The sequence below is a fragment of the Yersinia sp. 2553 StPb PI genome, assembly GCF_052217105.1.
GTDB classification, from domain to species: domain Bacteria; phylum Pseudomonadota; class Gammaproteobacteria; order Enterobacterales; family Enterobacteriaceae; genus Yersinia; species Yersinia enterocolitica_E.
Window position 1 is genome coordinate 3110116 of sequence record NZ_JAZGPX010000002.1, and the last position, 21044, is coordinate 3131159.

The window sequence follows — 21044 nt, forward strand, 5'->3', positions numbered from 1 at the left end:
GTTATCCCAGTAGTCGTGCGCCTGCGGTATCCAGACGGCAAATATGAACAAAACCTTCGTCGTTTTGCAGGTAATGATTTTGTAGCCATCCCGCCATGCGTTGTGCGGTTTCATGATCATTGCAGACAGCAAATAGCGTCGGGCCAGAGCCGGAAATACCACAAGCCAATGCACCAATATCATGGGCGGCTTGGCGGGCGGCAGCAAAGCCCGGCAACAGTTGGGTGCGGTAAGGTTCGGCGATAACATCTTTCATCATCTTAGCGGCCAAATCAGGTTGCTGAGTGTGACAAGCGTGAATGAATCCAGCCAAATTACGACCATGAGCGATACAATCCTGACGGCGATATTGCGCCGGTAAAATGGCGCGCGCTTCAGCGGTCGAGACCTTAATACCCGGATACGCCATGACCCACAGCCAATCATCAAAGCCGGGAACATTCTGGCTGATGTAACCTTCCTGTTCGAGGATCAACTGCATCCCACCCAGATAGCAAGGTGCAACATTATCATAATGCACACTACCGGAAACACGCCCTTCCAACTCCCCCATCAGGCCGAGTAACGTGACTTTATCCAATGGATTGCCACAGAACTCGTTCATCGCCATTAACCCGGCAACCACCGAACAAGCACTGGAGCCTAGCCCAGAACCAATCGGCATATTCTTTTCCAGCACCATAGCCACCGGGATCTGTTTGCCCATTTCCTGACAAAAACGCTCCCAGCATTGATAAACAATATTCTCTTTCGGGTCATCAGGCAGTTTGCTGACAAAGCGGCCTTCATTGCGCAGACTGAAACGGTCTGCCGCCGTCACGCTGACACAATCGCCGAGTAAGGTGCCATCTAGCGGCGAAACCGCCGCACCCAACACATCAAATCCAACGCTGACATTGCCAATCGATGCCGGAGCATAGATCTTAACCATATTTAAACTCCCAACTTCCAGGATAATGTGCGTAAAAGATCGGCGAATACCCCGGCAGCAGTCACGTCATTACCCGCACCGTATCCGCGCAGCACCAACGGAATAGGCTGATAATAGTGGGTATAGAAAGCCAACGCATTCTCACCATTTTTAACTTTATACAGCGGGTCGTTACCGTCAACAGCATCCATTCTGACGATACAACGCCCTTCTTCGATAACCCCAACATAACGCAGCACTTTGCCCTGCTCCGCCGCATCTGCCACCAAACGGGTAAACTCGGCATCCAGTGACGGTAAACGCGCCAGGAAGCTATCTACATCACCAGAAGCATCAAAACTGGCTGGCAGAACAGATTCAACTTCAATATCCGTCAACTCAAGTTTGTAACCTGCTTCACGGGCCAAGATCAACAATTTACGCGCAACATCCATGCCAGAGAGGTCATCGCGTGGGTCAGGTTCAGTGTATCCCATCTCCCTGGCTTGCAAGGTTGCCTGTGACAATGTCATGCCTTCATCCAGCTTGCCGAAGATAAACGACAGCGACCCTGACAGAATGCCAGAAAAACGCATCAGTTCGTCACCAGCATTGAGCAGATTCTGTAAGTTTTCGATTACCGGTAAACCCGCACCCACGTTAGTGTCATACAGGAATTTGCGACAAGATTTCGCCGCCGCCGCACGCATCTGACGGTAGTAATTCATCGACGAGGTGTTGGCTTTCTTGTTTGGCGTCACAACATGGAAACCATCGGCCAGGAAATCAGCATATTGATCGGCAACAGCCTGACTGGAAGTACAATCGACAATCACCGGGTTGAGCAAGTGATACTCTTTTACCAACCGAATCAAGCGGCTTAAGTTAAATGGCTCCTTCACCTCAGCCAGTTCCTGACGCCAGTTATCCAACGCAATGCCATGGACATTGGTCAGCATGGCTTTGGAATTAGCAATACCACACACCCGCAGATCGATATGGCGCTGTTTCAACCACGGCTGCTGGCGATAGATTTGTTCGATTAATGCCCCACCGACACCGCCAACACCTATTACAAACACTTCAATCACCTGGTCAGTGTTAAACAGCATTTGATGGCAGACACGCACACCGGTGGTAACCGCATCATTACTCACCACCACCGAAATAGAGCGCTCAGACGAGCCTTGCGCAATCGCAATGATATTAATATTGGCACGCGCCAACGCCGAGAAGAAGCGAGCGGAGATGCCACGCAATGTGCGCATACCATCACCCACCACGGAGATAATCGCCAGATGCTCCATCACATCCAGAGGTTCCAAGAGGCCATCTTTCAATTCCAGATAGAACTCGTCTTCCAATGCTCTACGGGCACGCTCTAGCTCCCCCTGCGGCACACAGAAGCTAATGCTGTATTCAGAAGAAGACTGGGTGATAAGTACCACTGAAATGCCACTGCGTGACATCACCGCAAAGACACGGGCAGCCATACCGACCATGCCTTTCATCCCCGGACCTGAGACGTTAATCATCGCCATGTTATTCAGGTTGGTGATACCTTTAACTGGGAAGCCATCATCACTGCTTTCCCCGCCAATTAGGGTGCCAGGTGCCTGTGGATTAGAGGTGTTTTTAATCAGGCAAGGGATCTGGAACTGGGCAATGGGGGCGATAGTGCGGGGGTGAAGAACTGAAGCGCCAAAATAGGACAGCTCCATCGCCTCTTGGTATGACATCGATTTCAGTAAACGGGCATCGGGTACAGTACGCGGGTCACAGGTATAAACCCCATCAACATCCGTCCAGATCTCACAACAATCAGCGCGTAAACAAGCAGCCAGCACCGCGGCTGAATAGTCGGAGCCATTACGCCCCAGCACCACTAACTCACCTTTGTCGTTACCGGCCGTGAAACCTGCCATCAAGATGATGTGGTTGGCCGGAATGCTGCTGGACCCGATACGGCGGGTAGATTCCGTGATATCAACAGTGGATTCGAGGTAATGGCCTTGAGCCAGCAACTTCTCGACCGGATTAATCACAGTAACTGGATAACCTTTGGCCTGAAATAGCGCCTCCATGATGGCAATGGAGAGTTTTTCGCCACGGCAAATGATTGACGCATTGATGCTATCCGGGCACTGGCAAAGCAATGAGATACCATGCAGGACATGTTTGAGTTGCGCAAACTCATGCGCCACCAGCGCTTTCAAGCGTTCATAGTCAAACCCGGGTTGAGTGTCGGCCAACCCACGCAACAGCTCGGAAAAAATCCGCTCCGCATCGCTGATATTCGGCGAGATATCTTGCCCTGCGACCATTTTGTCGATCATCGCAACCAGATGATTGGTAATTTTAGCGGGAGCGGATAACACGGTAGCCACTTGTCCCTGACGTGCATTACTTTCGATGATATCGGCAACACGCATAAAGCGTTCTGCATTTGCTACTGATGTCCCGCCAAATTTCAACACTCGCATTTCTGATTCTCTCCCGCTTTCGCGCTTTTTTTATCGCAAACTTTTTTTGCAAAGATTTGATTGAAAAAAAAAGCCCGCACTGTCTAGGTGCGGGCTTTTTTCTGTTGTTTCCTGTACGCGTCAGCCCGCCCCGTAACCAATGGTTTCGGTGGTGGTAATAATTGTTGTGTTCAGGCTGATATATCGCATGTCGTCTGTCTGTCTCATAAATGAAGCTGTCCCTCTATTGGTTAAAGCAATAGCCCCCTCAAGTCAAATTTTTTCATCCAATTTCCTGAAGAAACGCCCCCACCCACAATGGGGAATCAACTAATTCAATAGGGGTAATCAGCAGATACAAATAAAAAATCCCGCGATAAACCAGATAATAAATCTGTAATATTAATTTTAATCACTACTATCCACTGTAAGATTTTTTTCGACTAAATGACAGAAAACACGCCAACGGACAATTGATAGGATCGCGATAGCAAAATCCAATTGAAGCCATAAAATGGCAAATTAATCATCATTGATTTGCATGAGTGACTTAAAAAACAACAAATATGAAAAGTTTCCTCTATTACTTTACATTTAACTAACATTGACGATAATTCTTCTTATGCTTTTAGGCGAAATAGGACGCTGACAAGAAAAATCCCTTGATGGCTGTAATGCTGAAAGAATATTGATTTTAAACAATAAAAATCAATAGATTAGAAAAATCATTTTTTTGTTACGTTTGACATTCAATTTTTAATATTAATAACACTGAATCGATCACATAATTTAACCAACTCGCGCATAAGCTGGTATTCTTGTAAGTCTTTTTCACAAAAGTGTTAACGTGCTACAATTGAATTTGATATATGTCAACAAAGCGTAGTTTTGTTGGGTGGTAGATTCGGCTCACACTGTTATATTGCTGTTAATAGGGTTAGGATATGCGCCGCTTTTGTCACCTTTGGGGCTGTAGGGAGTAACACCCCGACCAAGCTAGTGATGTTGTTGACCTTGATGGAAAGTGCATCAAGAACGCGTTTACGTACTTTAGTCATGTGATGAACGGGATGACGAGTAACAAGTCAATAAAAATCCTAATATAACAAAGACTTCTGTACTTCCTATTTCTATTTTGTTGGCAATTTTAGGTAGCAAACATGCAGACCCCGCACATTCTGATCGTAGAAGACGAGATAGTTACTCGTAACACCCTGAAGAGCATTTTCGAGGCGGAAGGCTATGTAGTTCATGAGGCCAATGATGGCGCAGAAATGCACCACATTCTGTCTGAGAATGATATCAACTTAGTTATCATGGACATCAATCTGCCGGGCAAGAATGGCCTGTTGCTAGCACGAGAACTTCGTGAACAAGCAAGTGTTGCCCTAATGTTCCTGACAGGTCGTGATAACGAAGTAGATAAGATCCTTGGCTTGGAAATTGGCGCTGATGATTACATCACCAAACCTTTCAATCCGCGCGAATTAACCATTCGGGCACGTAACTTACTGTCACGTACCATGAATTTGGGTAGCGTGGGTGAAGAGCGCCGCTTGGTTGAAAGTTACAAATTTAATGGCTGGGAGCTGGATATCAATAGCCGCTCACTGATAAGCCCTGCTGGCGAGCATTATAAGCTGCCACGTAGTGAGTTCCGCGCCATGCTGCACTTCTGTGAAAACCCAGGCAAGATTCAATCTCGTGGCGAATTGTTGAAGAAAATGACCGGCCGTGAGCTGAAGCCTCATGACCGTACTGTTGACGTGACTATCCGCCGCATTCGTAAACATTTTGAATCCACGCCGGACACACCAGAAATCATCGCCACTATCCATGGTGAAGGTTACCGTTTCTGTGGTGACCTGGAAGAGTAAACCTCTGGCTGCTATCCACAGTAAAAAGCCAGCATTCTATGCTGGCTTTTTTATATCTATCCAATTTTTACCACGGCATAATCGGAACGGCGCTGATCGCATTTTTCGGCGAGCCGTCGACAACGCGATCGGAATAGGTCAGATAGATTAAGGCATTACGCTTTTGATCATAGAAACGCACTACCTGTAACTTTTTAAACACCAAAGAAGTCCGTTTCTGGAAAACCACTGTACCTTCAGATTTTTTATTCTTAATTTTGTCACTCAGCTCAATCGGCCCCACTTGCTGACAGGAAATTGCTGCATCAGACGTATCCTCTGCCAACCCCAATCCACCTTTGATGCCCCCGGTTTTAGCGCGGCTGATATAACAAGTTACATTTTTAACATCGGGGTCGTCGAAGGCCTCAACCACTATTTTATGATCTGGCCCGAGCAGTTTAAAGACTGTATCGACGGAGCCAATTTCCTCTGCATGAGCAGTTATGGCCCCAAATGAAAGCAGACAACCAAGGAATATCCAATTCTTTTTCATACACTTACTCCATTCCGCTGAATAACGTTACTCAGCGTTAACTATTTGTACTAAAAATAAAATATTCGTTAAAAAGATATTTTATAAATCTTAGGTTCTTTTTTAACACACTATGCCACAAAATTCTTAAGCAGTCGGGAACATAAAAAGTTGCTACTATTCGCCAGAGCTATTCTTTTCATATGACTAACACCCTAAATTTAGGCCGCTTTACGAGGAAGATCTATGGATCAAGCCAGTATCATTCGTGATTTGCTTAGCTGGCTAGAAAGTCATTTAGACCAGCCTTTAGCACTGGACAATGTTGCTGCCAAAGCCGGCTATTCTAAATGGCATTTGCAGCGAATGTTCAAGGATGTCACCGGGAATGCTATCGGTGCCTATATCCGTGCCAGAAGGTTATCTAAAGCCGCTGTAGCGTTACGATTAACCAGCCGTCCTATTCTGGACATTGCCCTACAATATCGCTTTGATTCGCAGCAAACCTTTACCCGGGCATTTAAAAAGCAGTTTGCACAAACACCGGCGCTGTACCGACGGGCAGAAGATTGGCACTCGGCTGGGATTTGCCCACCGATTCGGCTGGGGGAATATACGCTACCTCAACCTGAATTCATCACCTTGCCTGAACAGCACCTGATTGGTCTGACACAAAGCTACTCTTGTACGCTTGAACAGATATCAACTTATCGTACTGAACTACGCTCGCATTTTTGGCAACAATATCTCGGTGATGCCGATCACTTGCCGCCAGTGCTCTATGGTTTACATCACTCCCGCCCTAATCAGGAGAAAGATGATGAGCAGGAGATTTTCTATACCACCGCCATTGAGCCACAACATGTTCCGGGCAATGTGCCGGAAGGGCAACCGGTTATCTTGCAAGGTGGCGAGTACGTGCAGTTCAGCTATGAGGGGCCGCTGGAGGGATTGCAAAACTTCATTCTGACACTCTATGGCACCAGTCTGCCGCAATTAGGGCTAACCCGCCGGCGAGGGTACGATATAGAGCGCTTCTTCCCGCAGGGGAGGCCGAAAGATCAGCCTCCAACCTCGTTGAAATGTGAATATCTCATTCCTATCCGTCGTTAACGCTGTAGCTCATCAAGTGCTGGCATATCCAAATGAGCGGTATCGCCAGCACTTTCAATGACCCAGCCAGAGGCCAGCCAAGGGCTTTCTTGATAATCAACCCGAGATAACGAACAGTTGCGCAAACGTAGACGCCGTTCGGCATGCGCGGGCAGACCCAGTAATGTACTCAACAAACATCCCAGCGCCATACCATGGCTAACTAACAGCGGCTTGCTGCCAGCAGGTAACTTCAGACAGCTATCCAGCGCTGCATGCATACGGCTACCCAGTTCAGTCATCGACTCACCTTCAGGAATACGCCCGCCCTCGGTACCATTAACCATCTGCTTACGCCACTGCTCTTCTTCCACCGATAAGCTTTCAATGGGGCGCGCCTCCAACACGCCCATATTCAGCTCACGCAGGCGTGAGTCTGTCACCATGGTTAGGCCGCAAGCATCAGCAATAATTTTAGCTGTCTGCTGTGTGCGGCCAAGGTCGCTGGTAATAATATGGGTGATGCCCTGGCTACTAACCCGTTGCGCAACCAAGTTGGCCTGACGGATACCGATGTCGGTCAGAGGACTGTCTGATTGGCCCTGAATGCGGCGTGAGGCGTTCCAGAGGGTTTCACCATGACGCACGAGATATACCTGTAACATGTCGTTTTTCCGTTATACTGCGTAAAATAGGCACAAAAACCATTACTTTAGATAAACCCAAAGACGTTGGCGTGGCAGATAGACAGCTAACAGCCCTGCTGCTTCAAGTCCCAAGGGAATAGGATACTAGACTCATTATGTACCATGTTGTTGCCGCAACTACCAACCCTGCAAAGATTAAGGCTATCACCCTCGCCTTCGATGATGTTTATGGCCCCGGCCAGTATCGTATTGAAGGTGTCAATGTCGATAGCGGTGTTCCCCTGCAACCCATCGGCAGTCTTGAGACACACAGTGGCGCCAGACAGCGTGTGAGTAACGCACGTAAGATTCGCCCTGAGGCTGATTTTTGGGTTGGGGTTGAAGCCGGTATTGAAGATAATATGACCTTTGCCTGGATGGTAATTGAACACTTACAGTTACGGGGAGAATCCCGTTCTGCCAGCTTAATGCTGCCCGACATTATATTGCATGGGATTCGCCAAGGCCGTGAGCTGGGCGACGAAATGGCAGTTTTAACCGGCATATCGAATGTAAAACATCAGGGTGGTGCCATCGGTATCTTTACCGACGGTAAATTGACCCGCACCAGTGTTTATCACCAGGCACTGCTGTTAGCGCTGGTACCATTTCACAACGAAATATATCAACGCCCGGCACCGTGATACTAAACTCAGGAAGGCTTTACATCATTTGTCAGTAATTGGGTCTCAAGCCAGCTTTTGAGCTGTGGCGGGGCCGTTTTCAAGCTGTTAGAGCCACGGGTAATGGTCGCGATACCTGCACCTAACTGGGTTTTCAATTCACGCTGACTTAATTCCCCGCGCATTAACTCCTCAATGATACGTACCCGGGTGCCCAGAGCCGTACGCTCATCCGGTGTCAGCATCAATTGCAGCAAGGGCAAATGCAGGTCTTGCGCAATCGCGTTTTCCAACAGCGCAACAAAGCTCAGCCAGTGCTGATTATCTGCAGGGGATAACGCCGGATCTGGCGCGAAAGCAGTATTAACCGGGCTCTGGATATTAGGCATGTTTATTTCGTCAGCCGACAAATCATCGGTCAATCGTAGTTTTGTCATGATAGATACCCAAGGTACTATTTAACTAGTACGAGAGCATACCATAACGTGAGATATAGCCAAAGAACTTGGCGTTGTAGGGCTGCCAGTAAACAGCCTGCAACGCCAAGGTCGTAAGCGCCGCTAACACCGCCGCAGCGCCCAGAACAAAGGAATATCCTCAACGTCATTGGCGTTGCGGCAAGGCAGCAAGCGAGCAAATCCCGATGAGCTTACACAAGTAAGTGATTCGGGTGCGCGAGCGCCGCTAACACCGCCGCAGCGTCAAGGACGAAGAGTAACCCCAAAGTAATTGGAGTCGCAGGTAGGCAGCAAGCAAACGCATCCCGATGAGCTTACACCAGTAAGTGATTCGGGTAAGTGCGCGTAGCTAACACCCCTGCGGCTTCAAGTACAAAGGGGGATCAGTAACGCCGCTGCCACTCGGCATCACTCAACACCTTCGCTGGGCGATTCATAAAGTGCCGATAAAAGGCATCGTATGCCAACACATTTTTCACATAGCCACGGGTTTCTGAGAAAGGAATACTCTCGATGAATGCCACTGCATCCACTTGCCCGCCACTGTTACCCAACCAGGTATTCACCCGCGATGGGCCGGCGTTATAGGCGGCACTGGATAAGATACGGTTGCGCCCGAACTGCTGGTAAACCTCTTCCAGATAGCTGGTACCGATCTCAATGTTTGTAAGCGGATCCAGTAATTGGCTGCTATTGACATAACCACTGATATTATTGAGTTTTACCGTATGTTCAGCGGTACGCGGCATCACCTGCATTAACCCCGTCGCCCCTACTGGTGACTGTGCTTTCGGGTTCCAGGCACTTTCCTGACGGGCAATAGCCATGGCATAACTTGGGGTTATCCCTTTGCCTTCTGTCGCCTGACGGAACTCCTTTGGCCATGCCAGCGGGAAGCGCTCTTCCAGATGGTCCCACAATTTGGCAACGATGGTAGCCTGTACGCTTAAGTCCGCCCACTTCTGGTTAAAAGCGTAGCGCGCCAGTGCTTCCTGCTCCGGCTTACTGCGGCTGGCGACCAGATAGCTCCACTCGTTACGGGCCAGATTGTCCATATTCCAGTACATCAATTCACGCACCCGGATAATTTCCGGCCGCTGTGCTAACGATGCATCCGGTTTGGTCGCTACCTCAACATTAATAGGGTAAGGAACGCCCAACTTTTGAGCTGCAACCATCGGGTAAAAGCCACGTTCCTGCATCAGGCTGCGCAGGATAGCTTCACCCTCGGTTTTTTTACCTTGTTCCAATAACAGCGATGCACGCCAGTAGCGCCATTCATCTTTATCTTGCGCATCGGCCGGTAAGCGTGCCAGCCAGGTCGCTAACCCCTGACGATCGCCACTGCCCAGAGACATGCGAATACGCCGCTCCAGCAATGACGTTGAATGGCTACGCAAGGTGACTTGATCTCGCCATTTAGCCTGATCGTAAGTCGCATCGGTCCCCATCAAACGCCAGGCCACCGCCTCTTCCAGCTCCAGCTTTTCGCTATCACTCATTTTTTGTAGCCGGGCCAAGGTCGGGATCATCGCTCGCGCGTTCTCCACGTCTTGACGAGCCAAACGGGTAAAAGCAATGATAGTGGCAGAACGGGTAAAATCTGTCGGTCCGACCGTACGGGCGAAGCTTTCAACACTGGCCGGGTCACTTTGCAGTTTCGCCAGTGCAGTACCCATGGTCTGATAATCCGCTGGCAGTTGTTTAAGTAAATAACTCACTAAACTGGCATTGCCCTCTTTCAAGGCTAACTTCATCCGCGCCAGTGTTGCCAGTGGGGTTTGATGCCCGGCTTGTTGCCAGACACTGAATAATTTAGTGCAACTGCCCGGGAGTGTCTGGCCGTTCAGCCAAATTTCACTCGCACCATCCCAGGCCACCTGCTGTTCGCCAGTGGCCCATTTGGCATAGTAATAGTTACAACGGGCTGCAACCGGCTTCGGTGCTGTCGGGCTGAATGCCAATAATCCCCGCCAATCTTCCCGGCGAGCCAGTTCATTAACAAAACGGGATGACAGTGAACGTGCTGGCGGCAAGGTTGGATTACGGCTAAGGAAATCGTTCACTTGCACCGCGCTCACCTGGCTCAGGTCTTGCGTTAACTGGCGGTACTCCAGATATGGGTACAGGGGATAATCACGCAACGTGGGCATCAGTTGTGTCACGGTGTCCATCTGATTGCTGTCCCAGGCCAGTTTAACTTGCTGATAGCGTTGCCGTTGGGCATCAATGGAGTCAGCGAATGCCACTCCTGAAGTCGTCACCAGACACACGCCAATCGCCAGATATCGCCACTTGTCCATACTTACTATTTCCTCACTGGTTGTTGGCTACTGCACTTTACTTATCGCCACATCATTATATCGCTTACCGCAACCTCTGATTAGCATATGCCCGATTAGTTCCGGCAGCAGAACATACTAACGAAGAGTTTCACCTGATAGCCAGTAATAACATAAAGCAATAGGAGCTGAAGATTAATCACTTTGTGTTATCACTTAATACCCGCGAAACATTCAACACCAGCAAGAAGATCAACAGCAGAATAGTTCAGCCTGTAACTACTTACTATTCACAAGGTTACCAACCATATGTTGCTAAATGTTTCTTGTTTATTATCTAAGATCAAGGCACTGCTTTGATAAAAATCGACTATCCTTGCTTAATATAACTATGTTGTTGTAAATATATCCTTCAAAATATTTTTTTGCTTTTTAATCAAAATCAAACCATTAAGGAATTGGCACTGTTCACGGAAGAAATGATAAAAACTTTCTCTGCCCCGTCCCACCATGAAACGAATAGATAGATTTTAGATTTATTAATTTTTAAGAAGGTTCTTTCAATGCAAAACTCATCAGACCATAAATCCGCCTCCCCGCCCCCAGAGGGTAAGGCCTGGTATCAACTTACTGCGGAAGAGTCTTTGCAGCATTTAAATAGCCGCGAAGAAGGGTTAACGCCACAAGAGGCGGAGGAACGCCTTAAACAGTACGGTCCCAATGCGTTACCGGCCAAAAAAAGCAAACATCCCCTGCTACAGTTTTTAGCCCACTTTAATGATGTTCTGATTTACATTTTATTAGCGGCGGCATTGGTCAAGGGACTGATGGGTCACTCGGTTGACACTATTATTATCCTTTGTGTTGCGGTTATTAACGCCTTAATTGGTTATGTTCAGGAAAATAAAGCCGAGAAATCTCTGAAAAGCATACAGAATATGCTTTCCAGTAAAGCGGTGGTCATTCGTAATGGTAGCGCCCAGATTATTGATGCACAGGACCTGGTCCCTGGTGATATCGTCACCTTGAAACCAGGAGATAAAATCCCCGCAGACCTGCGGTTGCTGGAAGCCCACAATCTTCAGATTGAAGAAGCTATCCTGACCGGTGAGTCAACGGTAGTCGAGAAGCAAATCGGCGTGATTGAGAACGAGTCGGTGATTGGCGATCGCAAAAACCTACTATTCTCAGGGACGACCATTAGTGCCGGTACCGCGAAAGGTTTGGTGATTGCCAGCGGCGGTGATACCGAACTGGGCCATATCAACCAAATGATGTCGACGGTTGAATCAACCCGTACCCCGCTACTGCAACAGATGGATCGTTTAGGCAAAGCCATTTTCATCCTGATCCTGGTCATGATGGCATTCCTGTTCGTCTTCGCCTTTATCCTGCGCGACCTACCGGTCGATGAGCTGTTACTGGCGTTGATAAGTCTGGCAGTGGCCTCGGTTCCCGAGGGCTTACCGGCGATTATTTCGATCATCCTCTCCCTTGGTGTACAAGCGATGGCGCGCAACCGCGCGATTATCCGCAAGCTGCCAACGGTAGAAACCTTAGGTGCTATGACTGTCGTCTGTTCCGATAAAACCGGCACACTGACGATGAACGAAATGACCGTTAAAGCAGTGATTCTGGCAGACCACTGCTATCGCGTAGAAGGTGAAAGCTACGAACCGGTTGGCAACATTTACCCGGAAGGGAGTGACCAGCAAGCCTCGCTCGATACCAACGGCACGTTAAAGACATTTATCACTGCGGTGAATTTGTGTAATGACAGCCAGATTCAGAAGAACGACCAAGGTCATTGGGCCATTACTGGCGGCCCGACAGAAGGCGCACTGAAAGTATTAGCCGCCAAATCCGGTATTGAGCTGGGTCAAGTGACTCAGCACGGTAAAATTCCTTTTGATTCTGCCTATAAATACATGGCTACCAGCCATCAGGTTCAACCAGAAAATAGTATCTTCCTGACCGGCGCACCTGATGTGTTGTTTACGTTCTGCCAACAAGAACTGACCGACCAGGGTGTTGCACCGTTCCGCCGCGATTACTGGGAAGCCGAGATGGCGCGTTATGCCAAGCAAGGTCTACGCATGGTAGCAGCAGCCTTCCGCCCAACAGAACAACCTGTCAGTGAGTTGGACCACAGTGATATCCAGCAGGGCATGGTGTTTGTTGGTATCGCTGGCATGATGGACCCACCACGTCCTGAAGCCATCGACGCCATAGCGACCTGCCAGCAGGCTGGTATTCGCGTGAAAATGATCACCGGCGACCATCAGGAAACCGCGATGGCGATTGGTGCCATGCTGGGAATTGGCAATGGTAAAGACTCCATTACCGGTGGCCAACTGGAGCATATGGACGATAAAGAACTGGCACAAGCTGCCGTTCATTATGATATTTTCGCCCGTACCAGCCCGGAACATAAACTGCGTTTGGTTAAAGCTTTACAAGAGAAAGGCGAAATTGTCGGCATGACCGGTGATGGTGTGAATGATGCGCCAGCGCTGAAACAGGCCGATGTGGGTATCGCCATGGGTATCAAAGGCACCGAGGTGACAAAAGAAGCCGCCGATATGGTGCTGTCAGACGATAACTTCGCGACCATTGCCAGTGCGGTTGAAGAAGGCCGTCGTGTCTACGATAACCTGAAGAAAACCATTCTGTTTGTATTGCCCACCAACCTGGCGCAAGGGTTGCTCATTATCTTTGCCATCCTCGCGGGGGCTGTTATTCCATTAACGCCATTGCAAATCCTCTGGATAAACATGGCAACTTCTACCACGCTCTCTTTCGGTTTAGCATTTGAACCGGCAGAAAGAGGCATTATGCGCCGCAACCCACGTGACCCATCAAAACATGTGTTAGATGGCCATGCCATCTGGCGTATCGCGTTTGTTGGTACCTTGATTGCCTTAAGTGCTTTTGCCTTGGAAGCCTACATGGAGCCACGCGGTTACAGCACTGAATTTATCCGTACAGTATTGATGCAAACACTGGTTACCGCGCAGTGGATTTATATGTTTAACTGCCGAGTGATGGACCGCTTCCCACTGAACAAAGAAGTCTTTGTTAACAAAGGGCTGTGGTTAGTGTCAGGTGTATTGATCGTATTGCAGTTAGCCATCATCTACCTGCCATTCATGAATACTGCTTTCGGTACCGAACCATTGCCGGCCTATTACTGGGGCTTAACACTGTTGGTTTCTATCGCCATCTTCTTGGTAGTAGAGATCGAAAAGTGGGTTATCGGTCGCTTTAAGCGCGGATCGAATCCGGTCTGATATCAATACGTTGCGATACATAAAACCCGGCTAATTAGCCGGGTTTTTTTATCGCCCATAAATATGATTTAAGATAAATCGCATATTGCCGATAGCATGACTATTATTGCATCAATTAAATCTTATAATAGAATGGCGGCGATTTATTATGCGATCGCTGCAATGAACATGTGAACCATGCCGCCCTACAGGAAGCGCAAAAATGAACACCGCAACTTGCGCAATTAACGGCGTCAGCAATTATGAACGCTACTATCCGCTAAAACTAATGACGCTATGGCGTGTCTGGCGGGCCTGTGCTTCTATTTTATTACTTCTCTCTGGCTTACTTGCCCCCTTACCATCAATGGCTGCGGATAACATCAATGAAGCCCTTATCCATGAACGCAGTAATGCCGCCACCAAAATGGTGTTGGGTATTATCAGCTATGCACGCTGGCCCGTGGCCCCCGTCGTAACTCGCTTGTGTGTGGTGGCCCCGACAATTTATGCAGAAGAGCTGTTTAATCCCGCGTTTATGGAAACCACACATCCCATTAAAACTCAGCGCTATTCCCTCTCGGATAGCTCGATTGCAACCAATTGCGATGTCGTTTATCTGGGGCGTACCGAGCTACAACAGCGTCAGGAGTTGACAGCCCGACTGTCGGGATATCCGATTCTTACCATCAGTGAAGATTATGACGAATGTACATTTGGCAGTGCATTTTGTTTGTTACTGGAAGGTAAGCAGGCTTCTTTCAAAGTCAATATGGATGCATTGGCACGCGGTGGGGTAAAGGTTCATCCCAGTGTGTTGCAACTTGCGCGTAAAAAGACAGACGCATTATGAATTCAACACAGAATAAGTCAGTCAAACAGACAAAAAATCGGCCAAACATCGCGAAGCTCCCCACACTGGGACGGGTACTCGGTCGCATACATCTGACGGTGGCATTGGTCTCGGTCGCAACGGCAGGTATTTTTCTCACACTGGCGGCACTGTTTGCCTTGCAGGTGTATGCCGACCATAACCTACATTTAATTGCCCGTTCAATCAGTTACACCACTGAAGCTGCCGTGGTGTTTGGTGATAGCGTGGCCGCTAACGAGGCGCTGTCCTTGATTGCGGCAAATGAAGAAGTTGCCCAAGCTAAAATTCTCGATGTGAATGGCCGAGAAATAGCTAACTGGACGCTACCAAACGATAGTCCAATGTATGATATGGAACAAAAAGTCGCCCGTTGGGCTTTGCCTGAGCCGGTGGTACTCCCCATGATGCATGCCGGTAATGAAGTCGGCAGCATCGTGATTATTGGTCATGGTGGTAGTCTGCTACGTTTTCTGTTGCAAGGGTTGATGGGCTTATTCGTCTGCCTAATTCTCAGCACGTTAGTGGCACTATTCCTGTCGCGCCGGATGCTGTTTGGCATTATCGAGTCATTGAACAAAATCACCGAAGTTGCTCATAGTGTTAGCCGCCACCGCAGTTTTGGTCAGCGAGTGCCGTCAGCGAAAATTGCCGAACTTAACGAGTTAAGCAATGACTTCAATGGCTTGCTGGAAGAACTGGAGGTTTGGCAAGACCATTTAACGCAAGAAAATGACTTCCTTGCACACCGTGCTGCCCATGATAGCCTGACTGGATTGGCTAACCGTGCTTTCTTTGAGGGCCGGCTAAGCCGCACGTTGAGTGATTGCGCCGATGATGAACAACTGGCCGTGTTATTTATTGATGGTGATCACTTCAAAGAAATCAATGATAACTATGGTCATGCAGCGGGAGATCTGGTGCTGACCTCGATTGCCGATCGTATCCGCGCACTGTTACGTGAAACCGATTTGGTGGCACGTTTGGGCGGCGATGAATTCGCCATATTACTGGCACCGATCCACGACACCGATGATGTTGTAACCATCGCTAATAATATTATCGACAGTATGAATCAACCTATTGATTTGGTAGATGGTAGTGAGATAACCGCCTCTATCAGCATCGGTATTGCGATTTACCCAGATCATGCGCTGACCCCCGAAGAGCTATTACAACGGGCCGACGAAGCCATGTATCAAGCAAAGAAACGTTTCCAGTTCGGTGGCAGCGTCATTGCCTACCAATCGGATATTACTCTTACTGAAAGCTTAGGATAGGTGACATGCAGGTATTGAAAAACAACAGTCTGATAAGCCATATCTGGATGAGTTTTTTCGCCATGAGTTTATTGATATTGGCGGGGTGTCAGGCAACCAAACCACCAGGATTAACACCCGAGCAGATTGCAGCCTTACAGGAACAAGGATTTAAATTAACTGAAAATGGCTGGGAATTTGGTCTGGCAAACAAAGTGTTATTCGATAGTGACGTGAAAAAATTGAATCCGTCTGGCGGGCAGACAGTACAAAACATTGGCCGTGCGCTATTGAGTGTGGGCATTACTCATCTGCGGGTTGATGGGCATACTGATTCCATCGGTAAAGATGAGTATAACCAACAGTTATCGCTGCAACGTGCCTCTGCAGTAGCGGATGCACTGGCAACCATAGGTATTCCACGAGCCAATATTGAGGTACGAGGTCGCGGTAAGTTAGAGCCGGTCGCCGATAACCGTACCCCTAAAGGACGAGCAGAAAACCGCCGAGTAGCCATGATAGTCACCGCACCCTAACCTTGTTGCGTTCCCGACTAGTGCGACAGGGAGATATAAAACGACTCTCACCGAATCACTTAAGTGATTCGGGCTAGCGACAGCAGCGAACACGCCTGCGACTTGAAAGATGACGGGTATAGTAAAACGGGCTACACTCCGCACCAGATATCCTAATAAAAACTGATCTAGAGAGGCAGACGCAACGTGGCTCAATACGTCTATTCTATGCATCGTGTCGGCAAAGTCGTTCCGCCGAAACGTCATATTCTGAAAAACATCTCCTTGAGTTTCTTCCCTGGGGCCAAAATTGGTGTGCTGGGCCTTAACGGCTCGGGTAAATCTACCCTACTGCGTATCATGGCTGGCATTGACACTGATATTGAAGGCGAAGCCCGCCCGCAGCCTGGTATCAAAATTGGTTACCTACCGCAGGAACCTAAGCTAAATCTTGAGCAAACCGTGCGTGAGTCGGTTGAAGAGGCGGTGGGTGACGTTAAACGCGCGCTGACCCGTCTGGATGAGGTTTATGCACTGTACGCCGATCCTGATGCTGATTTTGATAAGTTGGCGAAGGAACAAGGCGAGCTGGAAGCGATTATCCAGTCTCATGATGGCCATAACCTGGATAACCAGTTAGAGCGTGCTGCCGATGCTCTGCGCCTGCCACCGTGGGAGGCCAAAATTGCCAATCTGTCCGGTGGTGAACGTCGTCGCGTGGCAATTTGCCGCCTGCTGCTGGAAAAACCCGATATGTTGCTGCTGGATGAACCCACTAACCACTTGGATGCCGAATCCGTGGCTTGGCTGGAGCGCTTCTTGCACGACTACGAGGGCACTGTTGTCGCCATTACCCATGACCGTTACTTCCTTGATAATGTGGCGGGTTGGATTCTGGAACTGGACCGTGGCGAAGGCATTCCGTGGGAAGGCAATTACTCTTCATGGCTGGAGCAGAAAGATGCTCGTCTGGCACTGGAAGCCTCTTCTGAAGCCGCACGTCGCAAGTCTATTGAGAAAGAGCTGGAGTGGGTTCGTCAGAATCCCAAAGGCCGTCAGGCGAAAGGTAAAGCACGTCTGGCCCGCTTTGAAGAACTTAACAGCGTTGAGTATCAAAAACGTAACGAAACCAGTGAGTTGTTCATTCCACCGGGTCCACGGTTGGGCGACAAAGTGCTGGAAGTTGAGCACCTGAGCAAGTCTTACGGTGACCGCCTGCTGATTGATGATCTGACCTTTGCGCTGCCGAAAGGGGCGATAGTGGGGATCATCGGGCCGAATGGTGCCGGTAAATCAACCCTGTTCCGCATGTTATCTGGGCAGGAACAACCTGATTCCGGCACGATTTCACTGGGTGATACCGTGCAATTGGCATCGGTTGATCAGTTCCGTGACAACATGGACAACAGCAAAACCGTATGGGAAGAAGTCTCCGGCGGTCAGGACATCATGAAGATCGGTAACTTTGAAATTCCAAGCCGTGCTTACGTAGGCCGCTTTAACTTTAAAGGGATTGATCAGGGCAAGCGTGTGGGTGAGCTGTCTGGTGGTGAGCGCGGCCGTATCCATTTGGCCAAACTGCTACAGGTTGGCGGTAACATGTTGCTACTCGATGAACCGACTAACGACCTGGATATCGAAACGCTGCGCGCGCTGGAAAACGCCTTACTGGAATTCCCGGGTTGCGCGATGGTTATTTCCCATGACCGTTGGTTCCTTGACCGAATTGCTACCCATATCATCGACTATCAGGATGAGGGGAAAGTGGCGTTCTTCGAAGGTAACTTTACTGAATACGAAGAGTGGAAGAAACGCACTCTGGGTGCCGAAGCACTGGAACCACACCGTATCAAGTATAAGAAGATGACCAAGTAATATGACATCGGCTCATCACGTGAGCCGATTAAAGCCGCTATTCTCTCCCCCCAACAAGCCGCCAACCACCAGAATTCCATTCTGTGATCGTTATCATTCTTACCCACTGAATTTTGCCAGTATTCCTTGTCCTAAGGCAGTCAGCCGAAGGTGACAAGACTGCACACTATTTAGACTCCTTCGTCATCAGCGGTTTATGCGCCCTTCTGGTTCTGCGCCTACCCGCACCATCACAACGAAGGATAATAAGATGAACAATGCGATTATATTGGGGATAATTTGGCATCTGGTGGGCGCTGCCAGTGCGGCGTGTTTCTACGCGCCGTTTAAGCAAGTTAAAAAGTGGTCATGGGAGACCATGTGGTCGATTGGTGGCCTGGTGTCATGGCTTATCCTACCGTGGACGGTCAGCTATTTGTTATTGCCTGATTTTTGGCAATATTACGGCTCCTTCAGTATAGCAACCCTACTGCCAGTATTTCTGTTCGGTGCCATGTGGGGGATTGGTAATATCAACTACGGCCTGACCATGCGTTACCTCGGCATGTCGATGGGGATTGGAATTGCCATCGGTATCACCCTGATTATCGGCACATTAATGACCCCCATACTGCAAGGGCGCTTTGATGTACTACTCGGCACTGCTGGCGGCCGAATGACCCTGTTGGGTGTCGTCGTGGCACTGTTCGGGGTAGCTATTGTCAGTTACGCTGGATTACTGAAAGAACGCGCCATGGGCATTCAGGCGGAAGAGTTCAACCTGAAGAAAGGGCTTATTCTGGCGGTGATGTGCGGTATTTTCTCAGCCGGTATGTCATTTGCCATGGATGCCGCGAAACCGATGCATGAAGCCGCCAGCGCATTAGGGATTAACCCTCTGTATGTAGCGTTACCAAGTTACGTCATCATCATGGGCGGTGGGGCCATCATCAACCTGAGTTACTGTTTTATTCGTTTAGCCAGCCTCAAGAATTTGTCGGCCAAAGCCGATTTTTCTATCGCCAAGCCGCTGTTGATCACTAATATTTTGTTCTCAGCCTTGGGGGGATTGATGTGGTATCTGCAATTCTTCTTCTATGCTTGGGGTCACGCCAAAATCCCACCACAGTATGACTATATGAGCTGGATGCTGCACATGAGTTTCTATGTGTTGTGTGGTGGTATTGTGGGTCTGTTACTCAAAGAGTGGAAATGCTCAAGCAAGAAACCAGTGACGGTGCTGTGTATTGGTTGTCTGGTGATCATTCTGGCAGCAAATATAGTCGGTTTGGGTATGGCAGCATAATCGCAAAACTAAAGATAAAATGGTATTGGCGGGTGACGTTAAGCAACGTCCTCGCCAATTGGCATCGCTAAATGATGGCTGTACCCTGAGGCTGTTCTGCTTCCCGCCTATTCTTACCCGCGAATAACGGTGCTCGAACAAAACGCTGGCGATAGTCGCGTGGTGTCATGCCAGCTTCACGCGTAAAAACGGCAGAGAAATAATTACTGTCCTCAAACCCGCAACGTGCAGCAATATCACTGATGCGATGCTCACTTCCCCGCAGCAAACATTTGGCATGACAAAGGCGAATTTGGCGTAAATAATGGCTGATACTCATTCCGGTCTGTTGGCGAAACAGTTGTTTAAGTGAACGTTCAACTAACTGATTTTTATGGCAGAACTCCGCCATATCAAAATGCGTTGCCAGGCTTTGTTGTACGGCAGACATCACGAGATCTAGCTGTTCACCATCGGGCAATAGATGTGCCTGTTCAGCTCGGTAGCGATGGCGTTTTAGTACGATGGCGAGTTGCAATAATAGCGCTTCCGTCAGTTGTATCGACCAGGAATCTGTCTTACGTGACTCCTGTGCCAACTGATGAATAATCGGCCGAGCCTGTGCCATGCCCTGCGTGGTTAACCGCCAGTATCCTTGATTCTGCTCATGCCCAAATAGAGGTAATAACTTATGCCACTGTGCATTTAGGTGTAACCGTTCCGGGCAATAAATAATGTTATCTAATACCAAGTCATGCACGGATTCGTAGCTATGATGATCTGTGGCTTGAATATAAAAAACGTCGCCACAGGTAATGCGGTAAGGATGATCATTTAGGACATGTAACCCGTTACCCCGCCAGACAATCACAATCTCGCAGAATTGATGGGTATGCTCTGCGAAGACTTCCTGCGGGTATCGGTTGGTTACCGCCACCGGCATCTGCTCCGATGGCAAATAATCCCGGCTTTCTAACCGCAGTGGTATCCGCATGTTTATCGCCCTATATTTACAGGTCAATTAATAAGCAGCTCATTATCATGAAACTACCGATTTTTACCGTGATGCTATTCACGCCTCCACGGG

The 21044-nt window shown here is 48.8% G+C and carries 17 protein-coding genes and 1 other annotated feature; of the genes, 9 read left to right on the top strand and 8 right to left on the bottom strand.

Annotated elements, in window-relative coordinates:
• Position 1: 1 nt before the first annotated feature.
• The 3 genes from thrB to thrL all read right to left on the bottom strand — a co-directional run bounded on the left by thrB (position 2) and on the right by thrL (position 3600).
• Positions 2-931 (bottom strand): homoserine kinase, encoded by a 930-nt coding sequence (thrB, locus tag V2A84_RS15705; RefSeq protein WP_083160637.1) that lies wholly within the window; start codon positions 929-931, stop codon positions 2-4.
• A gap of 2 nt (positions 932-933) precedes the next feature.
• Positions 934-3393: a bifunctional aspartate kinase/homoserine dehydrogenase I gene (thrA, locus tag V2A84_RS15710; RefSeq protein WP_442848948.1), complete on the bottom strand. Its 2460-nt coding sequence runs from the start codon at positions 3391-3393 to the stop codon at positions 934-936.
• Positions 3394-3456: 63 nt separating this feature from the next.
• Positions 3457-3575, bottom strand: a sequence feature (Thr leader region).
• Entirely contained in the window at positions 3514-3600 is an 87-nt protein-coding gene (thrL, locus tag V2A84_RS15715; RefSeq protein WP_083160641.1) for a thr operon leader peptide, read from the bottom strand. Its footprint overlaps the feature before it by 62 nt.
• 932 nt (positions 3601-4532) lie before the next feature.
• Between thrL and arcA the strand changes: the two genes are divergently transcribed.
• On the top strand, positions 4533-5249 hold the full coding sequence (arcA, locus tag V2A84_RS15720; protein ID WP_004706052.1) for a two-component system response regulator ArcA: 717 nt from the start codon (positions 4533-4535) through the stop codon (positions 5247-5249).
• Between the two features lie 67 nt (positions 5250-5316).
• On the opposite strand, the gene creA is transcribed toward arcA, so the two are convergent.
• Positions 5317-5784, bottom strand: coding sequence for a protein CreA (gene creA, locus V2A84_RS15725; protein WP_083160643.1), 468 nt, complete (start codon positions 5782-5784; stop codon positions 5317-5319).
• A gap of 225 nt (positions 5785-6009) precedes the next feature.
• Between creA and robA the strand changes: the two genes are divergently transcribed.
• Positions 6010-6876, top strand: coding sequence for an MDR efflux pump AcrAB transcriptional activator RobA (gene robA / locus V2A84_RS15730; RefSeq protein ID WP_083160645.1), 867 nt, complete (start codon positions 6010-6012; stop codon positions 6874-6876).
• Here robA and gpmB read toward each other — a convergent pair.
• Entirely contained in the window at positions 6873-7520 is a 648-nt protein-coding gene (gpmB, locus tag V2A84_RS15735; RefSeq protein WP_372557963.1) for a 2,3-diphosphoglycerate-dependent phosphoglycerate mutase GpmB, read from the bottom strand. The genes robA and gpmB overlap by 4 nt on opposite strands.
• Positions 7521-7657: 137 nt before the next feature.
• On the opposite strand from gpmB, the gene yjjX reads away from it, so the two are divergent.
• The gene (gene yjjX, locus V2A84_RS15740) at positions 7658-8185 is read left to right on the top strand and encodes an inosine/xanthosine triphosphatase (RefSeq protein WP_083160649.1); all 528 of its coding nucleotides are present in this window, start codon (positions 7658-7660) and stop codon (positions 8183-8185) included.
• An 8-nt stretch (positions 8186-8193) separates the two neighbouring features.
• Here the strand turns inward: yjjX and trpR are convergent, their stop codons facing one another.
• Both trpR and sltY read right to left on the bottom strand, forming a co-directional pair.
• Positions 8194-8601 carry a trp operon repressor gene (trpR, locus tag V2A84_RS15745; protein ID WP_442848949.1) on the bottom strand — a complete coding sequence of 136 codons (408 nt, stop codon included), beginning with the start codon at positions 8599-8601 and terminating at the stop codon, positions 8194-8196.
• A 404-nt stretch (positions 8602-9005) separates the two neighbouring features.
• The gene (gene sltY / locus V2A84_RS15750) at positions 9006-10925 is read right to left on the bottom strand and encodes a murein transglycosylase (protein WP_083160651.1); all 1920 of its coding nucleotides are present in this window, start codon (positions 10923-10925) and stop codon (positions 9006-9008) included.
• A gap of 542 nt (positions 10926-11467) precedes the next feature.
• Here sltY and V2A84_RS15755 point away from each other — a divergent pair.
• The 6 genes from V2A84_RS15755 to rhaT all read left to right on the top strand — a co-directional run bounded on the left by V2A84_RS15755 (position 11468) and on the right by rhaT (position 19978).
• Positions 11468-14194: a cation-transporting P-type ATPase gene (locus V2A84_RS15755; protein WP_442848950.1), complete on the top strand. Its 2727-nt coding sequence runs from the start codon at positions 11468-11470 to the stop codon at positions 14192-14194.
• Between the two features lie 202 nt (positions 14195-14396).
• On the top strand, positions 14397-15026 hold the full coding sequence (locus V2A84_RS15760; RefSeq protein ID WP_442848142.1) for a YfiR family protein: 630 nt from the start codon (positions 14397-14399) through the stop codon (positions 15024-15026).
• Positions 15023-16324: a diguanylate cyclase domain-containing protein gene (locus V2A84_RS15765; protein WP_442848951.1), complete on the top strand. Its 1302-nt coding sequence runs from the start codon at positions 15023-15025 to the stop codon at positions 16322-16324. The genes V2A84_RS15760 and V2A84_RS15765 overlap by 4 nt, the downstream gene beginning before the upstream one ends.
• Before the next feature lie 5 nt (positions 16325-16329).
• Complete coding sequence (locus tag V2A84_RS15770) at positions 16330-16839, top strand: OmpA family protein (RefSeq protein WP_083160657.1); 510 nt, start codon at positions 16330-16332, stop codon at positions 16837-16839.
• A 186-nt stretch (positions 16840-17025) separates the two neighbouring features.
• Positions 17026-18693, top strand: coding sequence for an energy-dependent translational throttle protein EttA (ettA, locus tag V2A84_RS15775; RefSeq protein ID WP_372568649.1), 1668 nt, complete (start codon positions 17026-17028; stop codon positions 18691-18693).
• Positions 18694-18943: 250 nt separating this feature from the next.
• The gene (gene rhaT / locus V2A84_RS15780) at positions 18944-19978 is read left to right on the top strand and encodes an L-rhamnose/proton symporter RhaT (protein WP_442848952.1); all 1035 of its coding nucleotides are present in this window, start codon (positions 18944-18946) and stop codon (positions 19976-19978) included.
• 67 nt (positions 19979-20045) lie between these two features.
• Here the strand turns inward: rhaT and rhaR are convergent, their stop codons facing one another.
• Positions 20046-20951: an HTH-type transcriptional activator RhaR gene (gene rhaR / locus V2A84_RS15785; protein WP_442848953.1), complete on the bottom strand. Its 906-nt coding sequence runs from the start codon at positions 20949-20951 to the stop codon at positions 20046-20048.
• Positions 20952-21044: the final 93 nt, after the last annotated feature.

Bases quoted from the DNA above. Each gene is read 5' to 3' on its own strand.
- thrB (WP_083160637.1), bottom strand. From the start codon at position 931: ATGGTTAAGATCTATGCTCCGGCATCGATTGGCAATGTCAGCGTTGGA.
- thrA (WP_442848948.1), bottom strand. From the start codon at position 3,393: ATGCGAGTGTTGAAATTTGGCGGGACATCAGTAGCAAATGCAGAACGC.
- thrL (WP_083160641.1), bottom strand. From the start codon at position 3,600: ATGAGACAGACAGACGACATGCGATATATCAGCCTGAACACAACAATT.
- arcA (WP_004706052.1), top strand. From the start codon at position 4,533: ATGCAGACCCCGCACATTCTGATCGTAGAAGACGAGATAGTTACTCGT.
- creA (WP_083160643.1), bottom strand. From the start codon at position 5,784: ATGAAAAAGAATTGGATATTCCTTGGTTGTCTGCTTTCATTTGGGGCC.
- robA (WP_083160645.1), top strand. From the start codon at position 6,010: ATGGATCAAGCCAGTATCATTCGTGATTTGCTTAGCTGGCTAGAAAGT.
- gpmB (WP_372557963.1), bottom strand. From the start codon at position 7,520: ATGTTACAGGTATATCTCGTGCGTCATGGTGAAACCCTCTGGAACGCC.
- yjjX (WP_083160649.1), top strand. From the start codon at position 7,658: ATGTACCATGTTGTTGCCGCAACTACCAACCCTGCAAAGATTAAGGCT.
- trpR (WP_442848949.1), bottom strand. From the start codon at position 8,601: ATGACAAAACTACGATTGACCGATGATTTGTCGGCTGACGAAATAAAC.
- sltY (WP_083160651.1), bottom strand. From the start codon at position 10,925: ATGGACAAGTGGCGATATCTGGCGATTGGCGTGTGTCTGGTGACGACT.
- V2A84_RS15755 (WP_442848950.1), top strand. From the start codon at position 11,468: ATGCAAAACTCATCAGACCATAAATCCGCCTCCCCGCCCCCAGAGGGT.
- V2A84_RS15760 (WP_442848142.1), top strand. From the start codon at position 14,397: ATGAACACCGCAACTTGCGCAATTAACGGCGTCAGCAATTATGAACGC.
- V2A84_RS15765 (WP_442848951.1), top strand. From the start codon at position 15,023: ATGAATTCAACACAGAATAAGTCAGTCAAACAGACAAAAAATCGGCCA.
- V2A84_RS15770 (WP_083160657.1), top strand. From the start codon at position 16,330: ATGCAGGTATTGAAAAACAACAGTCTGATAAGCCATATCTGGATGAGT.
- rhaT (WP_442848952.1), top strand. From the start codon at position 18,944: ATGAACAATGCGATTATATTGGGGATAATTTGGCATCTGGTGGGCGCT.
- rhaR (WP_442848953.1), bottom strand. From the start codon at position 20,951: ATGCGGATACCACTGCGGTTAGAAAGCCGGGATTATTTGCCATCGGAG.